The following is a 16537-nucleotide window of genomic DNA, read 5'->3' on the forward strand; positions in this document are numbered from 1 at the left end:
CGGCGCCCATATCCGTACCGGTGCCCGCGCCCTCAACTGTGCGGCAGCCCAGCTCAGTTGGAGTCAGTTGGAGTCGGTCGGGGTCAATTGGGGCTGCCGAGTTCCTTGGCGGCCTCGGTGAGGTCCTTGGCGGTGTCGATGGCCCGCCAGTAGACGCCCTGCGGCAGCTGGTAGCCCGCCAGTCGCTTGCCGCGGGCCAGCTGCGGGAAGGTGGTCCGCTCGTGGTCGCCGACGTCCGGCAGCAGCTCGGCGAACTCCGGGCTGAACACGTAGAGGCCCGCGTTGATGAGGAACGGCGAGGGCGGGGCCTCGATGAAGTCCAGCACATTGCCGAACTGGTCGGTCTCCACGGCACCCCAGGGGATCCGCGGACGGGCCAGCGCGAGGGTGGCGACGGCGTCCCGCTCGTGGTGGAAGGAGGCCATGTCGCGCAGGCTGAACCTGGTCCAGATGTCGCCGTTGGTGGCGTACCAGGGCTCGTCGGGGCGGGGCAGCGCCTTGGCGGCGTACTTGAGGCCGCCGCCGCGGCCGAGCGGCTCGGCCTCGACCACCGTGCGGACCCGCAGCGGCAGGTCGGCCTTGTCGAGCCAGTCCTCCAGCACGTCGGCGAGGTGGCCGCAGGAGATGACCGCGTCGGTGACGCCCTCGGAGGCGAGCCAGGCCAGCTGGTGGCCCAGGATCGGGGTGCCCGTGCCGGGGATCTCGACCAGCGGCTTGGGGCGGTCGTCCGTGTAGGGGCGCAGCCGGGAGCCCTGGCCGCCGGCCAGGATGACGGCCTGGGTCACCGGCACCGGGCCGGAGGCGGCGGGGGCGTGCGGGGGAGCGGCCGTGGGGCCGGAGTCAGCGCTCATGGCTGAACAATAGGCGCACCCGCCCCGGCGGTTGCGCCGCCGTCCGCCCGGCCCGGCCCGGCCCGGTCAGCCCGGGGCCGCCCGGTCCGGTCAGCCCGGGGCCGCCCGGTCCGGTCAGCCCGGGGCCGCCCGGTCCGTTCGGGTCGGCCCGGGTCAGCTCGCCGCGCCGGCGGCGAACGAGCCGTCGCAGACCGGGCGGGCGAAGGAACGGGCCCGCTGGACGTCGCCCTGGTACTTGCGCACCGCGGCCTTGCCCAGCTCGGTGGCGAGCGAGGAGCAGTACGGCGTGAGCGCGGGCTGCTCGCGCATCGAGCGCTCCAGCAGGTCGAGCGCGCTGCCCGGGTTGTGGGCGCGCAGCTCGTCCAGGACCGCGACGCGCAGCGCGTCCTGCGGGGCGAGCCCGTCCTGGGGCTGCCCGGTGCCCGCCGTCCGGCCGATCCCGGCGCCGTCCCCGCTGGACGCCGCCACCACCTGCTGGTGCAGCGAGGTCGGCGGGGCCCACGGCACCCTGGTCACGGCGAGGGTGCCGGTGGTCACCAGGACGACGGGCAGGGCGAGGGCGATGGTCTGGCCGATGCGGCGAACTAGCTGCTTCACGCACAGGAGCGTAGCGGTGCGTAGGGTGCTGCTCGCCCTCCGTCACACCATCGGGTGACACGGTTCCCGGGTTCCTCCCGGCGCCGTGTTGACGGCCGTCACCCGTCGGGGTGGCCGGGAACGGCGGGAGCCCCGCCGGACCGGGTGACGGTCCGACGGGGCTCCGCGGTGGAGCGGGTGCCTCAGCTGGAGAGGCGGGCGCCGGTGCTGGTGGAGAAGACGTGGGTCTCGTTGGCGATCGGCACCACGTGGATGGTCTCGCCGCGGGCCGGGATCTGGCGGCCGTGCACGCGGACGACCAGCTCCTTGTCCTCGCCGCCGATCTTGGTGGTGCCGTACACGAAGCCGTCCGAGCCGAGCTCCTCGACCACGTTGACGGTCACGGCCACGCCCTCGATGCCGCCGCCGGGGACGATCTCGAAGTGCTCCGGGCGGACGCCGACGGTCACGGTCTTGTCGGTGCCGGCGCCGGCCAGGTCCTCGCGCGAGATGTTGACGACCGAGCCGCCGAACTTCACGCCGCCGTCGACCAGCGGCACCTCGACCAGGTTCATCGCGGGCGAGCCGATGAAGCCGGCGACGAAGAGGTTGGCGGGCTTGTCGTACATGTTGCGCGGGGTGTCGACCTGCTGCAGGATGCCGCTCTTCAGGACCGCGACCCGGTCGCCCATGGTGAGCGCCTCGGTCTGGTCGTGGGTGACGTAGACCGTGGTGATGCCCAGGCGGCGCTGGAGGCCGGCGATCTGGGTACGGGTCGAGACGCGGAGCTTGGCGTCCAGGTTGGACAGCGGCTCGTCCATCAGGAAGACCTGCGGCTCGCGGACGATCGCGCGGCCCATCGCGACGCGCTGGCGCTGGCCGCCGGAGAGCGCCTTCGGCTTGCGGTCCAGGTACTCCGTCAGGTCGAGGATCTTGGCGGCCTCCTCGACCTTGGTGCGGATCTCCGACTTGTTGACGCCGGCGATCTTGAGCGCGAAGCCCATGTTCTCCGCGACGGTCATGTGCGGGTACAGCGCGTAGTTCTGGAACACCATCGCGATGTCCCGGTCCTTCGGCGGCAGGTGGGTCACGTCGCGGTCGCCGATCCGGATGGCGCCGCCGTTGACGTCCTCCAGGCCGGCCAGCATGCGGAGGCTGGTCGACTTGCCGCAGCCGGAGGGGCCGACCAGGACGAGGAACTCGCCGTCGGCGATCTCCAGGTCCAGCGCGTCGACCGAGGGCTTGGTCGCCCCGGGGTAGACACGGGTCGCCTTGTCGTACGTCACAGAAGCCATGGCTGTGCTCTCCTTCACCGGCAGGAACGTGCCGGACGATCCGAGTAAAGGGCGGGTGGTGCCGATTCCACCGGCCCGCCCAAGTGGTCTGAACCACTGAGCGAACCGACTCCCGGCGACGCTACCTGCGCGTCCGCCGCTTGTCAGCCCCCGGCCGCCCCGATTTCGGCATCGGTTCCATCACGCCGCCCCCGCCCGTCCAGCCCCCGGATATCCCCCCACCGCCCGCGCCCCGCCCGGTAGACTGCCCCAGGTGCCGCCGTGACCTCGTCGCGGACGGTCACCATGCCTCCTTAGCTCAGCTGGCCAGAGCACCGCTCTTGTAAAGCGTAGGTCGTCGGTTCGAATCCGACAGGGGGCTCCGCAGGTCCCGCCACGAAGGCCCCCCGGCACGCAGCCGGGGGGCCTTCGTCGTTCCGTCAGGGCCGTGCCGGACGGAGCCGGCGGAGGGTGTGGGCGGGGGCGTGGGCGGTGAGGAGTTCGGCGGCGCGGCGGTAGGAGAGGCGGGCGCGGTGGGTGTGGGGGCAGCGGTCGGCGGCGGGGGTGGCGGCCGGGGCGCGGCGGGTGGTGAGGAAGAGCGGGCCGGTGGTGCGGCCGGCCAGGAGGAGGGGGAGCAGTCGGGCGGTGGCGGCCTGCCAGGTCAGCGGCGGGGCCGGGGGGCGGGTGCGGCGGCGGGGGAGGTCGAGGTCGTCGGCGTCGAGGGCGAGGACGGTCTCGACGGGGGCGCCGCTCTCGTGCAGGAGGCGCCAGAGGACCTGTTCGCGCAGCGGGACGCGCAGGGCGAACAGGGCGCGCAGTTCGTCGGGAGTGAGCGGGGCGGGGCCGGTGCCGGGGAGGGAGCGGGGGCGCAGGCCGTCGGAGGGGTCGGTGCGGATCCAGCCCTGTGCGCGCCACCAGGCGAGGGCGGCGCGCAGGGTGGAGAGTTCGCGGTTGAGGGTGCGCGGGTCGGTGTCGTGGGAGCGGAGGTCGACGGCGGCGCGCAGCCGGGCGGCGGCCTCGGGGTGGTCGAGCAGGGCGAGCGGCAGGACGGGCGGTTGGGCCCGGCGCCGTTCGGGCCCGGTGGGGGCGGGGCGGTCGGCGAGTGCCCAGGCCCAGGTGCGCAGGGCGATCCGGTAGACGCGGCGGGAGCCGTCGCCGAGCCCGGAGGCGGTCAGGTAGTGCTCGACGGCGACCGCGTACTCGACCGGGGGGAGGGGCGGCATTCTGGCCTGCTTTCCGCAGTAAACGATGGAACTCCGGGGTCGGGGAAAGAATAGTCGGATGCGCAGTAAACGGCAGGTGGTAGCGGGTTTTTGAGGGTTTTTACTGCGGCAGTCGGAGGCGTGCCGGAAATTGAGGTGGAAAGGCTCAGGTTTTTTCTCCGGAAAGTCTTGTCGGCGGTTCCCGCCCGTGGGCAGACTGGGCGACCATGACAGGGGAGACGGGGCGGATTGCGGCCCGCCGTCGACGGCTGGGCAGCCGTCTGGCGGTGCTGGGCGAGCGCGATTTCAGGTGGTTCTTCATCGGGTACGCGACCTCGCTGCTCGGGTCCTCCATGGCGCCGGTCGCGGTGGCCTTCGCGGTGCTGGACGGCGGGGGCGGCGGGACGGACCTGGGCTGGGTGATGGCCGCCCGGATCCTGCCGATCGTGCTGGTGATGGTGGCCGGCGGGGTGGTCGCGGACCGGCTGGGCAGCCGGCGGGTGATGCTGGCGGCGGACGTGCTGCGCTGCGGGGTGCAGGGGGCTTTCGCAGCGCTGCTGGCCACCGGGCACGCGTCGCTGCCGGTGATGGTGGTGCTGGTCGCCGTCTGGGGGCTGGGCGAGGGGGTGTTCCTGCCGGCGCTGGGCGCGCTGGTGCCCTCCCTGGTGCGCCGGGAGGAGCGCCTGCCGGACGCCAACACCCTGCTGGGGCTGGCGCGTTCGGTGTCCACGGTGGCCGGTCCTGCGCTCGCCGGGGTGATCACGGCGGGGTTCGGCCCGGGCGCGGTGCTGCTGATCGACGCGGTGACGTACGGGATCGGCGCGCTCGCGCTGGCCCGGCTCACCACGGCGGCACCGGCCGGTCCGGACGGCGGGGAGGGCTCGCTGCCGGCCGATCTGCGGGACGGCTGGGGCGAGTTCCGCTCCCGGCGGTGGCTCTGGGTGACCACCGTGCAGATGGGGCTGTTCAACCTGTTGGTCTGGGCGCCGTTCCTGGTGCTGGGGCCGCTGACCGCGCAGCGCGAGCTGGGCGGGGCGCGGGCCTGGGGGCTGGTGATGGGCGTGTACGGGGTGGGCGCGGTGCTGGGTGGGCTGCTGATGCTCGGGCGCCGGCCCGGCCGACCGCTCGCGGTGGCGACGGTGGCGGGCTTCGGGTGGGCGCTGCCCTCGGCGGCGCTCGCGGCCGGGTCGCCGCTGGGCTGGACGGCCGCGGCGGCGCTGGTGGCGGGGGCCGGGTCGGCGGTCTGCGGCTCGCTGTACGAGTCGACGCTGCAGAGCTGGGTGCCGACCGAGGTGCTGGCCAGGGTGACGGCGTTCGGCGGGCTGGGCGCGTTCGTGCTGGGGCCGCTGGGCCTGGCGGCGGCCGGTCCGCTGGCCGACCGGGTGGGGGTGGCGGCCGTGCTGGCCTTCGGCGCGGGGTGGCAGCTGCTGGCCGGGGCGGCGGTGCTCATGGTGCGCGACGTGCGCGGCCGGAGCTGGGCGGAGCCGGACGGGGCGCCGCCGCCGGAGGCCGAGGAGGCGGCCCCGGCCGCGGCGGGTGCCGGGTGAGGCGGGCGGTCGTACGGTGGAGGGGTGTGGGGGGGCGAACGGAGGAGGCAGGACATGCCCGGTTCTCTCACCATCAGCCACCACGAGGCGGCCGCGTCGCTGGACCACTCGGACGCCGTGCGGCTCGCCGCCGTCCTGGACGAGCTCGCCTACCTGCTGGGGATCCCGGGGCCGAACCGGATCAACGAGACCCAGCTCGCCGCCCTGTGCGAGGGGCGGGCCCCCGACCGCGCCGAGCTGGCGCGCTGGTCGCGGGGGCTCGCCGCGGAGCTGAGGGGCCGGCGCCCCTGACCCCGGCCGCGTCGGAGCACCCGCAGGACCCGCCGTACGATGGCGCGCGGGGCGGGTGGTCCGCGCGCGCCGTGGAGGACGTGGGGGAAGACGTGGGGGAAGACGTGGCAGAGCGTACGGCGGCGCCGATGTCCTGGCTGACGGTGGACACCCCGCTGCCGAGCGGCCCGCTGCACGTCGCGGTGACCGCGCAGGGCGTGGCGGCCGTCGGCTACCTCGGCCGGGAGGGTGAACTCCCGCGCTGCGCCGACGAGTCGAAGATCGCCGCGGTGACCGTCCGGGTCGGCGAGTACCTCGCGGGCCGCAGCCGGCGGTTGGACCTGCCGATCGACTGGAGCCTGAGCACCGGCCCGCACCGGGCGGTGCTGCAGGCGCTGCTGCGCGAGGTGCCGTTCGGGCAGACCATCACCTACGGCGAACTCGCCGTCCGCAGCGGGGTGTTCGGCGAGGTCGAGGAACCCGGGCTGGCGGCCAGGACGGTCGGGCAGATGATGGCCGCCAACCCCGTCGCGCTGCTGGTGCCCTGCCACCGGGTGGTGGCGGCGGACGGGATCGGCGGCTTCGGCGGCGGCCGGGTCGGGATCGACGTGAAGCGCTGGCTGCTCACCCTGGAGGGTGTGCTGGAGCCGACGCTGGACTGGAACGGGCCGCTGTAGCCGGTGGTCTGACGACCGGTCAGTGCACCAGGACGGATTGGGAGAGCACCGGCTGGATCCCCGAGACGAGGGTGTACTCGATGCCCGCCGGATCCTCGGTCCACTCGGTGTCCGGGCGCTCGCCGAGTGCCAACTGCACGGCGTTCCAGGGCAGGTTGAGGCCGCACAGCCGCAGCTGGTGCAGCCCGCCGGAGGGCCGGGTGTTGACGTCGATGACCACCGGCTCGCCGTTCAGGTGCCGGAACTGGACGTTGGACAGGTACGCCATCCCGGTGGCCTCGACCAGGCGGCGGGCGGGCTCCAGGTAGCGGGGCGCGGTGGTGAAGCTGCGGCGGCGCCGGTGCTTGCTGCGGCCGACGGCCGCGAGCAGGGTGCCGTCCAGGTCGGCGAGGCAGTCCACGGAGACCTCGGGCCCTTCCAGGTAGGGCATGACCAGCAGGTCGGTGGCGGCGTCCGGGTCCTCGTGGGCCGCCCGGTCGAGTGCGGCGGCCACCTGGTCGACCTGGACGCGGCTGTCCCAGCCGGCCAGCCGGTGCAGTCCGAACGGCTCGCGGGTGAGGACCCGGAAGCCCTCGCCCCCGGCGCCGGCGGCGGGCTTGAGGCAGGCGGTGAGGCCGGCCGACTCGATCCGGTCGACGGCCGCGACCAGGTCCCCGGCGGTGCGCACCAGCCACCAGGGCGGGGTGGGCAGTCCGGCGTCGGCCATCGCCGCGTAGCCGTCCGCCTTGCTCTCGAAGGCGGCGATCGCGGTGGCGGGCGGGCAGGCGAGGGCGGTGCCGACGGCCTCGAACTCCTTGCGGTGCAGGGATATCGCGAGCTGGTGCAGCCGGGGCACGAAGACGTCCACGCGGTGGCGGGCGCAGTGGTCGAGGGCGAAGGCGACGTAGGCGTCGGGGGTGAGGTCGGCGGGTTCCAGGCCGGCGGTGTCGGCGGCGGCGAGGACGGGGGAGTCGGGGTCGACATGGGTCGCGTGGACCCGGACCGGGCGCGGGGCGGCGCGCAACTGTTCGATGAAGAACACGTTCTCGGCGTACGTGCGGTTGAGCCAGACGATGACGGGGGCGCTCATGGGGCCTCCCAGGGCAGGGGTGAACGAGGGAAGGGCTGTCTCGCGGCCGCGCTCGTCCAGTGGCCCGTGGCCCTTTGAGGTGGCACCTTAGCGGCATCTCGAGCGGCCCCGAACGCGGGGTGGGCCTGCCGCGCACCGGCCGGGGAGGCGAACCGGACCGTCCCATTCCGGAAAAAATTAGATCACTTGATCGAATTGATATCGATCAGACATTCTATTCGTACTATTTTTTCGGTTATCCCGACCACTCGAAAGAGTGATTGCGGAGGCCCTTCGCATGGGACCACCATGATTGTTGCAAGTTGCAAGGCGACACTTCATCGGGTACGGGCACGCGAAGGGCTTCCTATGTCGACCGAAACCAACGTCGGTATTCCTGCACCGGGCGGTGAAGCACAGGCCCGGGACCAGCAGAGTCTTGCCACCGCCGCCGCGCGGAACCTCGCGACGACGACCAAGTCCGCGCCGCAGATGCAGGAGATCAGCCCCCGTTGGCTGCTCAGGACGCTCCCCTGGGTCCAGGTCTCGGCCGGCACCTACCGGGTCAACCGCCGGCTGCGCCACGCCGTCGGCCGCGGCCGGGTCGGCTTCGACCGGACGGGCAGCGAGGCCCGGATCCTGGCGCCGACCCTGCGCGAGGTGCCGGTGCTGCGCGGCTTCCCGGACGACGCGGTCCTGGAGGAACTGGCCGGGCGCTTCGTCCAACGCGAGTTCTCCGCGGGTGAGGTCCTGGTCTCGGCGGGAGCGCCGATCGACGAGGTCTTCATCATCGCCTACGGCAAGCTCAGCCGCCTCGGTACCGGCAAGTACGGCGAGGAGGCCGTCGTCGGCTCGGTGGCCGACGGCGACCACTTGGGCGACGAGGTGCTCCAGCAGGAGAACGCCACCTGGGCGTACTCCGTCAGGGCGGAAACCGCGGGCACCGCGCTGTCCCTCCGGTGGTCCGCCTTCCAGGAGCTCGCCGACCGCTCCGAGGCGCTCCAGCTGCAGGTCATGGAGTACCTGGCCGGGTTCCAGCAGCCGCAGAACAAGCACGGCGAGGCGGCCATCGACCTCTCCGCCGGCCACCACGGCGAGTACGAGCTGCCCAGCGCCTTCGTCGACTACGAGCTCAAGCCGCGCGAGTACGAGCTGAGCGTCGCCCAGACCGTCCTCAAGGTGCACACCCGCGTCGCCGACCTCTACAACCAGCCGATGAACCAGACCGAGCACCAGCTCCGGCTGACCATCGAGGCCCTGCGCGAGCGCCAGGAGCACGAGCTGGTCAACAACCCCGAGTTCGGCCTGCTCGCCAACGCCGACTACGACCAGCGCATCCAGACCCACTCCGGCCCGCCCACCCCGGACGACATGGACGAGCTGCTCAGCCGCCGCCGCAGCACCAAGCTCTTCCTGGCCCATCCGCGGGCCATCGCCGCGTTCGGCCGCGAGTGCAACCGGCGCGGCCTCTACCCGGACACCGTCGAGGTGCAGGGCCGCCGGGTGTTCGGCTGGCGCGGGGTGCCGGTCCTCCCGTGCAACAAGATCCCGATCGTCAACGGGAACACCACCTCGATCCTCGCCATGCGCACCGGCGAGGAGAACCAGGGTGTCATCGGTCTGCACCAGACCGGAATTCCCGATGAAGTCGAGCCGAGCCTTTCGGTGCGGTTCATGGGAATCAGCGAGAAGGCCATCATTTCCTATCTGGTGAGCGCCTACTACTCCGCCGCGATTCTGGTGCCGGACGCCGTCGGCGTCCTGGAGAACGTCGACATCGCGCACCGCTAGGGCCGACCGCGGCAGGGCCGGCCCGACCCCGGGCCGGCCCGTCGCACCACCAAGGGGGAGGACCCATGGGAATGTTCACGCTGGAGCGCGACCATCGCGAGGGGCACGAGGCGCAGGACGTCCTCGCGCGCGCCCGCACCCTGGTCGACCCGGTGCTCCGGGCGGCCGTGGACTCGCTGCCCGGCACCATGCGCAGGGTCGCCGGCTACCACTTCGGCTGGTGGGAGGCGGACGGCTCGCCGTCGACCGCCTCCTCCGGGAAGGCCATCCGGCCCGCCCTGGTGCTCGCCGCCACCCAGGCGCTGGGCGGCGACCCCGCCGCGGCCACCGCCGCCGCGGCCGCCGTCGAACTGGTGCACAACTTCACGCTGCTGCACGACGACATCATCGACCGCGACGAGACCCGGCGGCACCGCCCCACCGCCTGGCTGGTGTTCGGCACCACCGAGGCCATCCTGGCCGGGGACGCCATGCACTCGCTGGCGCTGCGCCTGCTCGCCGAGGACGGCCACCCGGCCGCGGGGGACGCGGTGCGCCGGCTGGCCGACTGCGTGGTGGAACTCTGCGAGGGCCAGCAGATCGACTGCGCCTTCGAGCAGCGCAACGACGTCTCGCTGACCGAGTGCCTGGCGATGGCCGAGGCCAAGACCGGCGCGCTGCTCGGCGCCGCCTGCGCGATGGGCGCCCGGTACGCGGGCGGCTCGGAGGCGGCGGCCAAGGCGATGGACGGCTTCGGCCGGGAGATCGGCCTGGCGTTCCAGCTGATCGACGACCTGATCGGCATCTGGGGCGACCCGACCGTCACCGGCAAGCCGGTCGGCGCGGACCTGCTGGTCCGCAAGAAGTCGCTGCCGGTGGTCGCCGCGCTGGGCTCCGGGACGTCCGACGGGGCCCGGCTCGCCGAGCTGTACGCGCTGGAACGGCCGCTCACCGGCGAGGAGCTGGCGATCTGCGCGGCCGCCGTCGAGGGCGCCGGGGGGCGGGCCTGGGCGCAGGGCGAGTCCTGCGACCGGATGGCGGCGGCGATGACCCAGCTGGCGCTCGCGGTGCCCGAGCCCTCGGCCGCCGACGAACTGCTCGCGCTCGCCGAACTGGTCACCCGCCGCACCCACTGAACCGCACCCACAGAACCGCACCCTTTGAGCCGCACCGCCGGGGCCGGCCTCCGCCGGGGGAGCGGGGCCGGCCGCGCCCTCCCCGTCGGGCGGGGCCGGCCCGGTCAGCGCGCCGGGGCCGACGCGTCCAGCAGCCGCCGTTCCTTCGCCGGTTCGATGCCGTGCAGGATCCGGCCCCGCTTGCGCCCGTCCGGCTCGGTGTCGTCCGACGACCCGCGCCGCCGCAGCCACTCCCAGGTGTCCCGGGCGGTGTCGGCGAAGGGCCGGCACCGCAGCCCGGCCGCCTCGGCCCGCCCGGTGTCGGCCAGCCAGGTGCCCGCCGACTCCGGCAGGTCGGGCAGCCACAGCGGCAGCTCGCTCCACGGTCGGACGCTGTCCGGCCCCTCGGCGGTCAGCGGCCCGTCCGCGACCCAGGCCAGCTCGGTGTCCGCACCGCCCGCGACCTCGGCGCAGCCCGTCAGGAACTCCCCGAAGGTGAGCCGTCCGGGTGGCGCCGTGGTGATGAACCGGCCGGCCGTGCCCGCCGTCAGCAGGTCCAGCCCGAAGGCCGCGAAGTCCCGGACGTCGATCAGCTGCACCGGCCGTCCCGGCTCCCCGGGCGCCAGCACCCGCCCGCCCCGGGCCATCCGCTCCAGCCACCACGGCAGCCGCCCGCCCTGCTCGTACGGGCCGATCAGCAGTCCGCTGTTGAGGATCAGCGTGCGTTCGGCGCCGAAGTGCTCCAGGACGGCACGCTCGCAGCCGGCCTTGAGCGCGGTGCTGAACTCCTGCCCGGGCGGGGTGTCGGCCGGGCAGGGGTGCAGCGGGGAGGTCTCGTCGACCACCCGGGCGGGCCAGTCGGCGAAGGCGTGGACGGAGGAGATCAGGGTGTAGTGGCCGGCGTGCCCGCGCAGCAGCCGGGCGGAGTCCGCAGCCTGGGCGGGCTGCTGGGCCGAGGTGTCGACCACGGCGTCCCAGTGCCGTCCCCCGGTCGGCCGAGCCAGGTCCCCGGGCGTGTCACGGTCGCCGCGGACCGCCTCCACACCGGGCAGGTCGGCGGCCGTGCGGCCGCGGTTGAAGGTGGTGACCTCGTGGCCGCGGGCGAGCGCCTCGGAGGCGAACGCCCGCCCCAGGAAGGACGAGCCGCCGAGCAGAAGGATCTTCATACCGGCAAGGCTGTCCCGCCCCCTTCCCCCGCATGCGGTCGTTCGCCGTGGGCGGAGGCCGCCCAGTCGGCCGGGTCCAGTCCGCCGGGCCCGGCCGGCCCACGGCGGGATGCCGACCTCCGAGGGCCCGCATAGCATCCGATTCGTAACGATTCATATCGATACGTCCGCTCGGCACGTGCATCCGATACGTCCGTCAGGCAGCCGCCGCGCCCCGCCCGGGGGCACGGCCCCGCAGGGAAGGGCGGCACCATGGTCAACCCGGCACTCGTGGACCCGGACACCGTCCGCGCGACCGCCGCCGAGGCGTGGATCCGCGGCTACCCGGTCCTGCAGAACTACCGCACCCTGTACGCCCAGGCGCTGGACGACGCCGACCCGCGCCACGTGGGCGGCTTCGGCGTCTTCCGGCACTACCCGCGCCCCGCCACCCCGGCCGACACCGACGTCGTCACGCCCAACAACGACACCCCGTACTCCTGGGCCTGGCTCGACCTGCGGACCCAGCCCTGGGTGCTCTCCGTCCCCGCCACCGACCGCTACTACGTCCTGCCGGTGCACGAACTCGACACCGTCTACGCCGGGTTCGTCGGCTCCCGGACCACCGGCCGGCAGGCCGGCGACCACCTGGTGGCCGGCCCCGACTGGCACGGCGAACCCCCGCCCGGCATCACCGGCGTCATCCGCACCACGTCCCGGCTGGCCGGCATCCTCGGCCGCACCCACCTCGACGGGACGTCCCCCGGCGCCGTCGCCGAACTCGCCGCGCTCCAGCGGCAGTACCGCCTCCGCCCGCTGCACGAGTACGCCGGCACGCCGGAGCCCGAGCCCGCCCCGCAGCCCGTCTGGCCGGTCTGGCGCGACGAGGTGCTCGACACCGTCGAGTTCTTCGCCTTCCTCGACTTCCTGCTCGGCTTCCTGCCCGCCGAGGCCGCCCCGCCCGCCGAGGCCGACCTGCGCGGCCGGCTGGCCGACCTCGGCATCGACGGCCGGGGCGAGTTCGAACCGGCCGCCCTGCCGCTCGCGGTCCGCGCCGAGATCGAGCGCGGCATCGCCGACGGCAAGGCCGAACTGGCCCGCGCCGCCGCCCGCACCGAGTCCTCCGTCGGGCTCTTCGGCACCCGCGAACAGCTCGGCACCCGGTACCTCGACCGGGCGGTCGGAGCGCTCACCGGCCTGTACGGGCTGCCCGTCGAAGAGGCCTGGTACGGCGGCTGGCAGGCCGACAGCGCGGGCCACCGCCCACCGGACGCGAGCGAGCGCGACTACCTGCTGCGGTTCCCGCCGGACGCGCTGCCGCCCGCCCGCCACTTCTGGTCGGTGACCATGTACGCCTTGCCCGGGCTGCACCTGGTCGACAACACCCTGGACCGCTACTCGGTCGGCGACCGCACCCCCGGCCTGGTCCGCGACCCGGACGGCGGACTCACCCTCCACGTCCAGCACAAGCGGCCCGCCGACGCCGAGCACTCGGCCAACTGGCTGCCCGCCCCGGACGGCCCGTTCGCCGCCGTCATCCGCCTCTACGGGCCGGACCCGTCCGTGCTCGACGGCCGCTGGACGCCGCCGCCGCTCACCCCGCGCTGACCCGCCCGGAAGGACGCCCCATGAACCAGCCCGAGCTGGAGGCCCTGGCCGCCGACGCCTACGTCTACGGCTACCCGCTCGTCGCCGGCCTCACCACGGTCGACCGCTTCGTGCACGGCGGCCTGGGCGTCCTGCCGGCCACCCCGTTCAACCGCTTCGCCCACGCCACCCGGCTGGCGGGCCCGGACGACGACTTCGTCTCCGTCAACAACGACGTGCTCTACTCGGTCGCCCAACTCGACCTCTCCGAGGGCCCGCAACTGCTGCGCGTGCCCGACACCGCCGGCGCCTACCACGTACTGCAGTTCGTCGACGCGTGGACCGACAACTTCGCCTACCTCGGCAGCCGCGCCACCGGCAGCGCGGCCCGCACCTGGCTCCTCGTCCCGCCCGGGTGGCACGGCACCCCGCCCGACCCCGACCGGGTGATCGCCTCGCCGACCACCGTCGCCACCGTCGTCGGCCGCTTCGCCTGCGCCGGACCGGACGACCTCCCGCGCGTCCGCGCCCTCCACGAGGGGCTCGTCCTCGAACCGCTGGAACCGGGCGGGGTCCCCGCCGGACTCCCCGCCCCGGACCCGGACGTGCCCGAGCGGCTCGCCTTCTTCGAACGGCTCCGGGTCTGGATGGCCGCCTACCCGCCCGCCGCCGCCGACCGCGACTACCAGCAGCGGTTCGCGCCGCTCGGCCTCCTCGACCCCGGCCCCTCGCCGTACCGCGCCGCCGCCCCCGACTGGACGCTCACCCTGGCGACCGGACTCGCCGCCGGGCGCGAACGGGTCGAGGACGCCACCAGGACGCCGGAGGACCACCCGCCCGGCGAGTGGCGCGCGGCGCTCCACCTGTTCGACCACAACACCGCCTTCCTCGGCCCGGGCACCGTCGACGACCCCGAGTGGCGGATCCCCGACCGCCGCGCCGCCTACCTCAGCCGCGCCGCCGCCGCCCGCGCCGGCCTCTGGGGCTGCCACGCCTACGAGGCCCTGCACGCCGCCACCACCGACGACACCGACGGCCGCCCCCTCGACGGCACCCACCCCTACACCCTGCGCTTCCCGCCGGACGGGCTGCCGCCCGCCGAGGAGTTCTGGTCCCTCACCGTGTACGGCCTCCCGGACCACCGCCTGGTCGCCAACCCGGCCGCCCGCCACTCGATCGGCAGCCGCACCCCAGGCCTGCGCCACGACCCGGACGGCGGCCTCACCCTCCACCTCCGCCACGAACCCCCCACCGCCCCGTCCGAGGCGGCGAACTGGCTCCCCACCCCCGCCGGTCCGTTCCGCCCGGTGATCCGCCTCTACCGCCCCGGCCCCGCTGCCCTGGACGGCACCTACCGCCTCCCGCCGCTCCAGCGGACCCGGTGACCTCCTCCTCGGATCACGCCGGGCGGTCGCCGACCAGGAAGGAAGCGCGATGGGCGAGGCCGTCGGCCGGATGCTGGCCTCGGCCGTGGGCGTCGCCATCAGTCCGATGGCGCTGATCGCGACCGTCCTGCTGCTCGCCACGCCCAGGGGCCGGGCCAACGGGGCGTCGTTCGCCGCCGGTTGGACGGTCGCGCTGACGGCGCTGACGGTCGTCGTGCTGTTGCTCGGATCCCGGCTCGCCGGGGACACCGTGGCCCCGGACTGGTCGTGGTGGTTCGAACTGGCCGTCGGCGGCCTGCTCCTGCTGCTCGGCGCGCGCCAGTGGCGGGACCGCCCCCGCGAGGGCCGGGTGCACGGGCCGCCGGCCTGGATGTGGACGGTCGACCGCTCCACCCCCGCCCGGTCCGCCGCCCTCGGGGCGGCCCTGCTGGCGGCCGACCCGAAGAACCTGCTGCTGGCCGTCGCCGCCGCCGTCGCGATCGCCACCGGCGGCGCCCCGGCCGGCGGCAAGGCGGGCGCCGCCGCCCTGCTGGTGCTGATCGGATCCCTCGGCACCCTCCTGCCCCTCGCCGCCCACCGCGCCCCCCGCCGCCTGAACGAGTGGAAGGCCTGGGCCGCCACCCACAACACCGCGATCCTGCTCACCCTCCTCCTCACCCTCGCCGCCACCCACCTCGGCGCCGCCCTCTCCGGCCTCACCTCCTGACGCTGTGGTCAAGATCGCCTTGGTGGCACCGTCCGTCACGGGTCAGGGCCCGCAGGACGTTCACCCGGCGGCGGGTCGGCGCGAGCACGGCCCGGGTGCGGCGCTTGCCCCCGGCACGCTTGCGCCCGTAGAAGCGGCGGGATCGGAGCCGCGCGGGCCGGGCGCGACTCCGGCCGGGCCGGCCGGGCGGTCCGGGCTGCCGTAGCGGCTCATGTCACCGGCGATGGCGGCCGGGACTGAGGGCCGGGCTTCGTTGTCCGCTGCCCTCTGGGTCTTCCTCACTGCGGCGTCGGGCCGGCAGCGGCCGTGGGGGACGGGCTCGGTGAAGCCGGGCCGGTCGGCTCGCTGGTCGGGGTGGCCGTTGGAGTTGGCGTTGGAGTCTCAGTCGGCGTCGGCGTCGCCGTGGGACTGGCGCTCGGGGTGGTCGTGGGTGTCGGCGCCGGGGTGGGTTCGGCGGTGGGCGGGGTGTCGCCGCTGCGGTGGTGCGGGCCGCCGGCGAGGGTGACCACGGCCTGTGAGGGCGGCAGCGCGATCCGGGCGGTCCAGCGGGTCGCGGGTGCGTGGTCCTCGTCGACGCCGGCGATCACGGTGATCCGCTGACCGGGCGCGAGCGTGCCGGCGTCGCGGCTGAGCCGCAGCCAGGGCGCGTCCACGACGGCGTGCCAGTGGACCTCGGTGCCGCCGGCGTTGGTGAGGGTGAGCACCGTGCGGCTGCCGTACTCGCCCGCCTCGACGGTCAACAGCCCGGCCGCCGCCGGCGCAGCCGCCGACGGCTCCTCCGACGCACCGGCCGTGGCAGGCGCGGCAGGCGCGGTGGGTGCGGGCGCAGGCGCAGGGGCTGCGACCAGGGCGGGGCTGCCGAGCGGGCTCGAACCGTGGGCCGGGACCGGAATCAGCGGTCCCTGGATCCCCGGCAGCAACGTTTCTGCATTGAACGGCCTCGCCCCCGCCAGCTCCATCCCGGCCACCGCCGGACCGGTCCCTCGGTGGGCCCCGTCGGCCGCCCCGGGACTTCCCGCCTCCCGGCCGGACTCCGCCGGACCGCGTACCGGACCACCCGTCGAACGCTCCCCCTCGACCCGGACCGACGAGACCGACGCCGCCACCTCCGGCCCGTCGCCGCCCCGGTGACCGGCCCAAAGGGCGATGACCGGGGCGGCCAGGACGGCGGCCAGCACCCCGGTGGTCACCACCCGCCGCCGCACCGTCGTCCCCCGGCCGGTGTCCGGCGCGCGGTGCCGGGGGAACCCGTCCTGGTCGAAGCGGAGCCCGGGCTCGGTCACCGCCGGCCCCCCCGCCGCCCCCCCCGCCGGCCCCGCGGCCGACGCCGCCGCCCCCCCCCCCGCCCCCGACACCCCCACCGCCGCCACCCTCCGCCTCACCC

General features: G+C 74.8%; 15 protein-coding genes and 1 tRNA gene. 9 read left to right on the plus strand and 7 right to left on the minus strand.

The features are described 5' to 3' along the window. Positions 1–83 precede the first annotated feature (83 nt). From ACFU74_RS29475 to ACFU74_RS29485, 3 genes are all read right to left on the minus strand, one after another. Positions 84–851: an NDP-sugar synthase gene (locus tag ACFU74_RS29475; protein WP_380762134.1), complete on the minus strand. Its 768-nt coding sequence runs from the start codon at positions 849–851 to the stop codon at positions 84–86. A gap of 153 nt (positions 852–1004) precedes the next feature. Beyond that, the gene (locus tag ACFU74_RS29480; RefSeq protein ID WP_380762136.1) at positions 1005–1448 is read right to left on the minus strand and encodes a hypothetical protein; all 444 of its coding nucleotides are present in this window, start codon (positions 1446–1448) and stop codon (positions 1005–1007) included. Positions 1449–1630: 182 nt separating this feature from the next. After that, positions 1631–2722, minus strand: coding sequence for an ABC transporter ATP-binding protein (locus tag ACFU74_RS29485; RefSeq protein WP_380762138.1), 1092 nt, complete (start codon positions 2720–2722; stop codon positions 1631–1633). Positions 2723–3009: 287 nt separating this feature from the next. On the opposite strand from ACFU74_RS29485, the gene ACFU74_RS29490 reads away from it, so the two are divergent. Next, positions 3010–3083, plus strand: a tRNA-Thr gene (locus ACFU74_RS29490). A 58-nt stretch (positions 3084–3141) separates the two neighbouring features. Here the strand turns inward: ACFU74_RS29490 and ACFU74_RS29495 are convergent. Next, complete coding sequence (locus ACFU74_RS29495; RefSeq protein WP_380762140.1) at positions 3142–3924, minus strand: hypothetical protein; 783 nt, start codon at positions 3922–3924, stop codon at positions 3142–3144. Positions 3925–4130: 206 nt separating this feature from the next. Between ACFU74_RS29495 and ACFU74_RS29500 the strand changes: the two genes are divergently transcribed. From ACFU74_RS29500 to ACFU74_RS29510, 3 genes are all read left to right on the plus strand, one after another. Further along, positions 4131–5450, plus strand: a complete 1320-nt coding sequence (locus ACFU74_RS29500) for an MFS transporter (protein ID WP_380762142.1) — start codon at positions 4131–4133, stop codon at positions 5448–5450. A 54-nt stretch (positions 5451–5504) separates the two neighbouring features. Then, the gene (locus ACFU74_RS29505) at positions 5505–5741 is read left to right on the plus strand and encodes a hypothetical protein (RefSeq protein ID WP_380762144.1); all 237 of its coding nucleotides are present in this window, start codon (positions 5505–5507) and stop codon (positions 5739–5741) included. A gap of 104 nt (positions 5742–5845) precedes the next feature. After that, the gene (locus tag ACFU74_RS29510; protein ID WP_380762146.1) at positions 5846–6397 is read left to right on the plus strand and encodes a methylated-DNA--[protein]-cysteine S-methyltransferase; all 552 of its coding nucleotides are present in this window, start codon (positions 5846–5848) and stop codon (positions 6395–6397) included. Positions 6398–6416: 19 nt separating this feature from the next. On the opposite strand, the gene ACFU74_RS29515 is transcribed toward ACFU74_RS29510, so the two are convergent. Further along, positions 6417–7466: an ATP-grasp domain-containing protein gene (locus ACFU74_RS29515; RefSeq protein ID WP_380762148.1), complete on the minus strand. Its 1050-nt coding sequence runs from the start codon at positions 7464–7466 to the stop codon at positions 6417–6419. A 348-nt stretch (positions 7467–7814) separates the two neighbouring features. On the opposite strand from ACFU74_RS29515, the gene ACFU74_RS29520 reads away from it, so the two are divergent. Both ACFU74_RS29520 and ACFU74_RS29525 read left to right on the plus strand, forming a co-directional pair. After that, on the plus strand, positions 7815–9236 hold the full coding sequence (locus ACFU74_RS29520; RefSeq protein ID WP_380762150.1) for a family 2B encapsulin nanocompartment shell protein: 1422 nt from the start codon (positions 7815–7817) through the stop codon (positions 9234–9236). 65 nt (positions 9237–9301) lie between these two features. Continuing rightward, positions 9302–10351: a family 2 encapsulin nanocompartment cargo protein polyprenyl transferase gene (locus ACFU74_RS29525; protein WP_380762152.1), complete on the plus strand. Its 1050-nt coding sequence runs from the start codon at positions 9302–9304 to the stop codon at positions 10349–10351. A 104-nt stretch (positions 10352–10455) separates the two neighbouring features. Here the strand turns inward: ACFU74_RS29525 and ACFU74_RS29530 are convergent, their stop codons facing one another. Beyond that, on the minus strand, positions 10456–11496 hold the full coding sequence (locus tag ACFU74_RS29530) for an NAD-dependent epimerase/dehydratase family protein (RefSeq protein ID WP_380762154.1): 1041 nt from the start codon (positions 11494–11496) through the stop codon (positions 10456–10458). A 252-nt stretch (positions 11497–11748) separates the two neighbouring features. On the opposite strand from ACFU74_RS29530, the gene ACFU74_RS29535 reads away from it, so the two are divergent. From ACFU74_RS29535 to ACFU74_RS29545, 3 genes are read left to right on the plus strand one after another with little or no spacing between them, the layout of a single operon-like run. Further along, a complete protein-coding gene (locus tag ACFU74_RS29535) occupies positions 11749–13083 on the plus strand; it encodes a DUF1254 domain-containing protein (RefSeq protein ID WP_380762156.1) in 1335 nt (444 codons plus the stop codon). 20 nt (positions 13084–13103) lie between these two features. Continuing rightward, entirely contained in the window at positions 13104–14447 is a 1344-nt protein-coding gene (locus ACFU74_RS29540; protein WP_380762158.1) for a DUF1254 domain-containing protein, read from the plus strand. A 49-nt stretch (positions 14448–14496) separates the two neighbouring features. Next, the gene (locus ACFU74_RS29545; RefSeq protein ID WP_380762160.1) at positions 14497–15153 is read left to right on the plus strand and encodes a GAP family protein; all 657 of its coding nucleotides are present in this window, start codon (positions 14497–14499) and stop codon (positions 15151–15153) included. Between the two features lie 278 nt (positions 15154–15431). On the opposite strand, the gene ACFU74_RS29550 is transcribed toward ACFU74_RS29545, so the two are convergent. Further along, positions 15432–16436, minus strand: coding sequence for a hypothetical protein (locus ACFU74_RS29550; protein WP_380762162.1), 1005 nt, complete (start codon positions 16434–16436; stop codon positions 15432–15434). Positions 16437–16537 lie beyond the last annotated feature (101 nt).

It is taken from the genome of Kitasatospora sp. NPDC057500 (assembly GCF_042802195.1).
In the GTDB taxonomy this organism is placed as follows: domain Bacteria; phylum Actinomycetota; class Actinomycetes; order Streptomycetales; family Streptomycetaceae; genus Kitasatospora.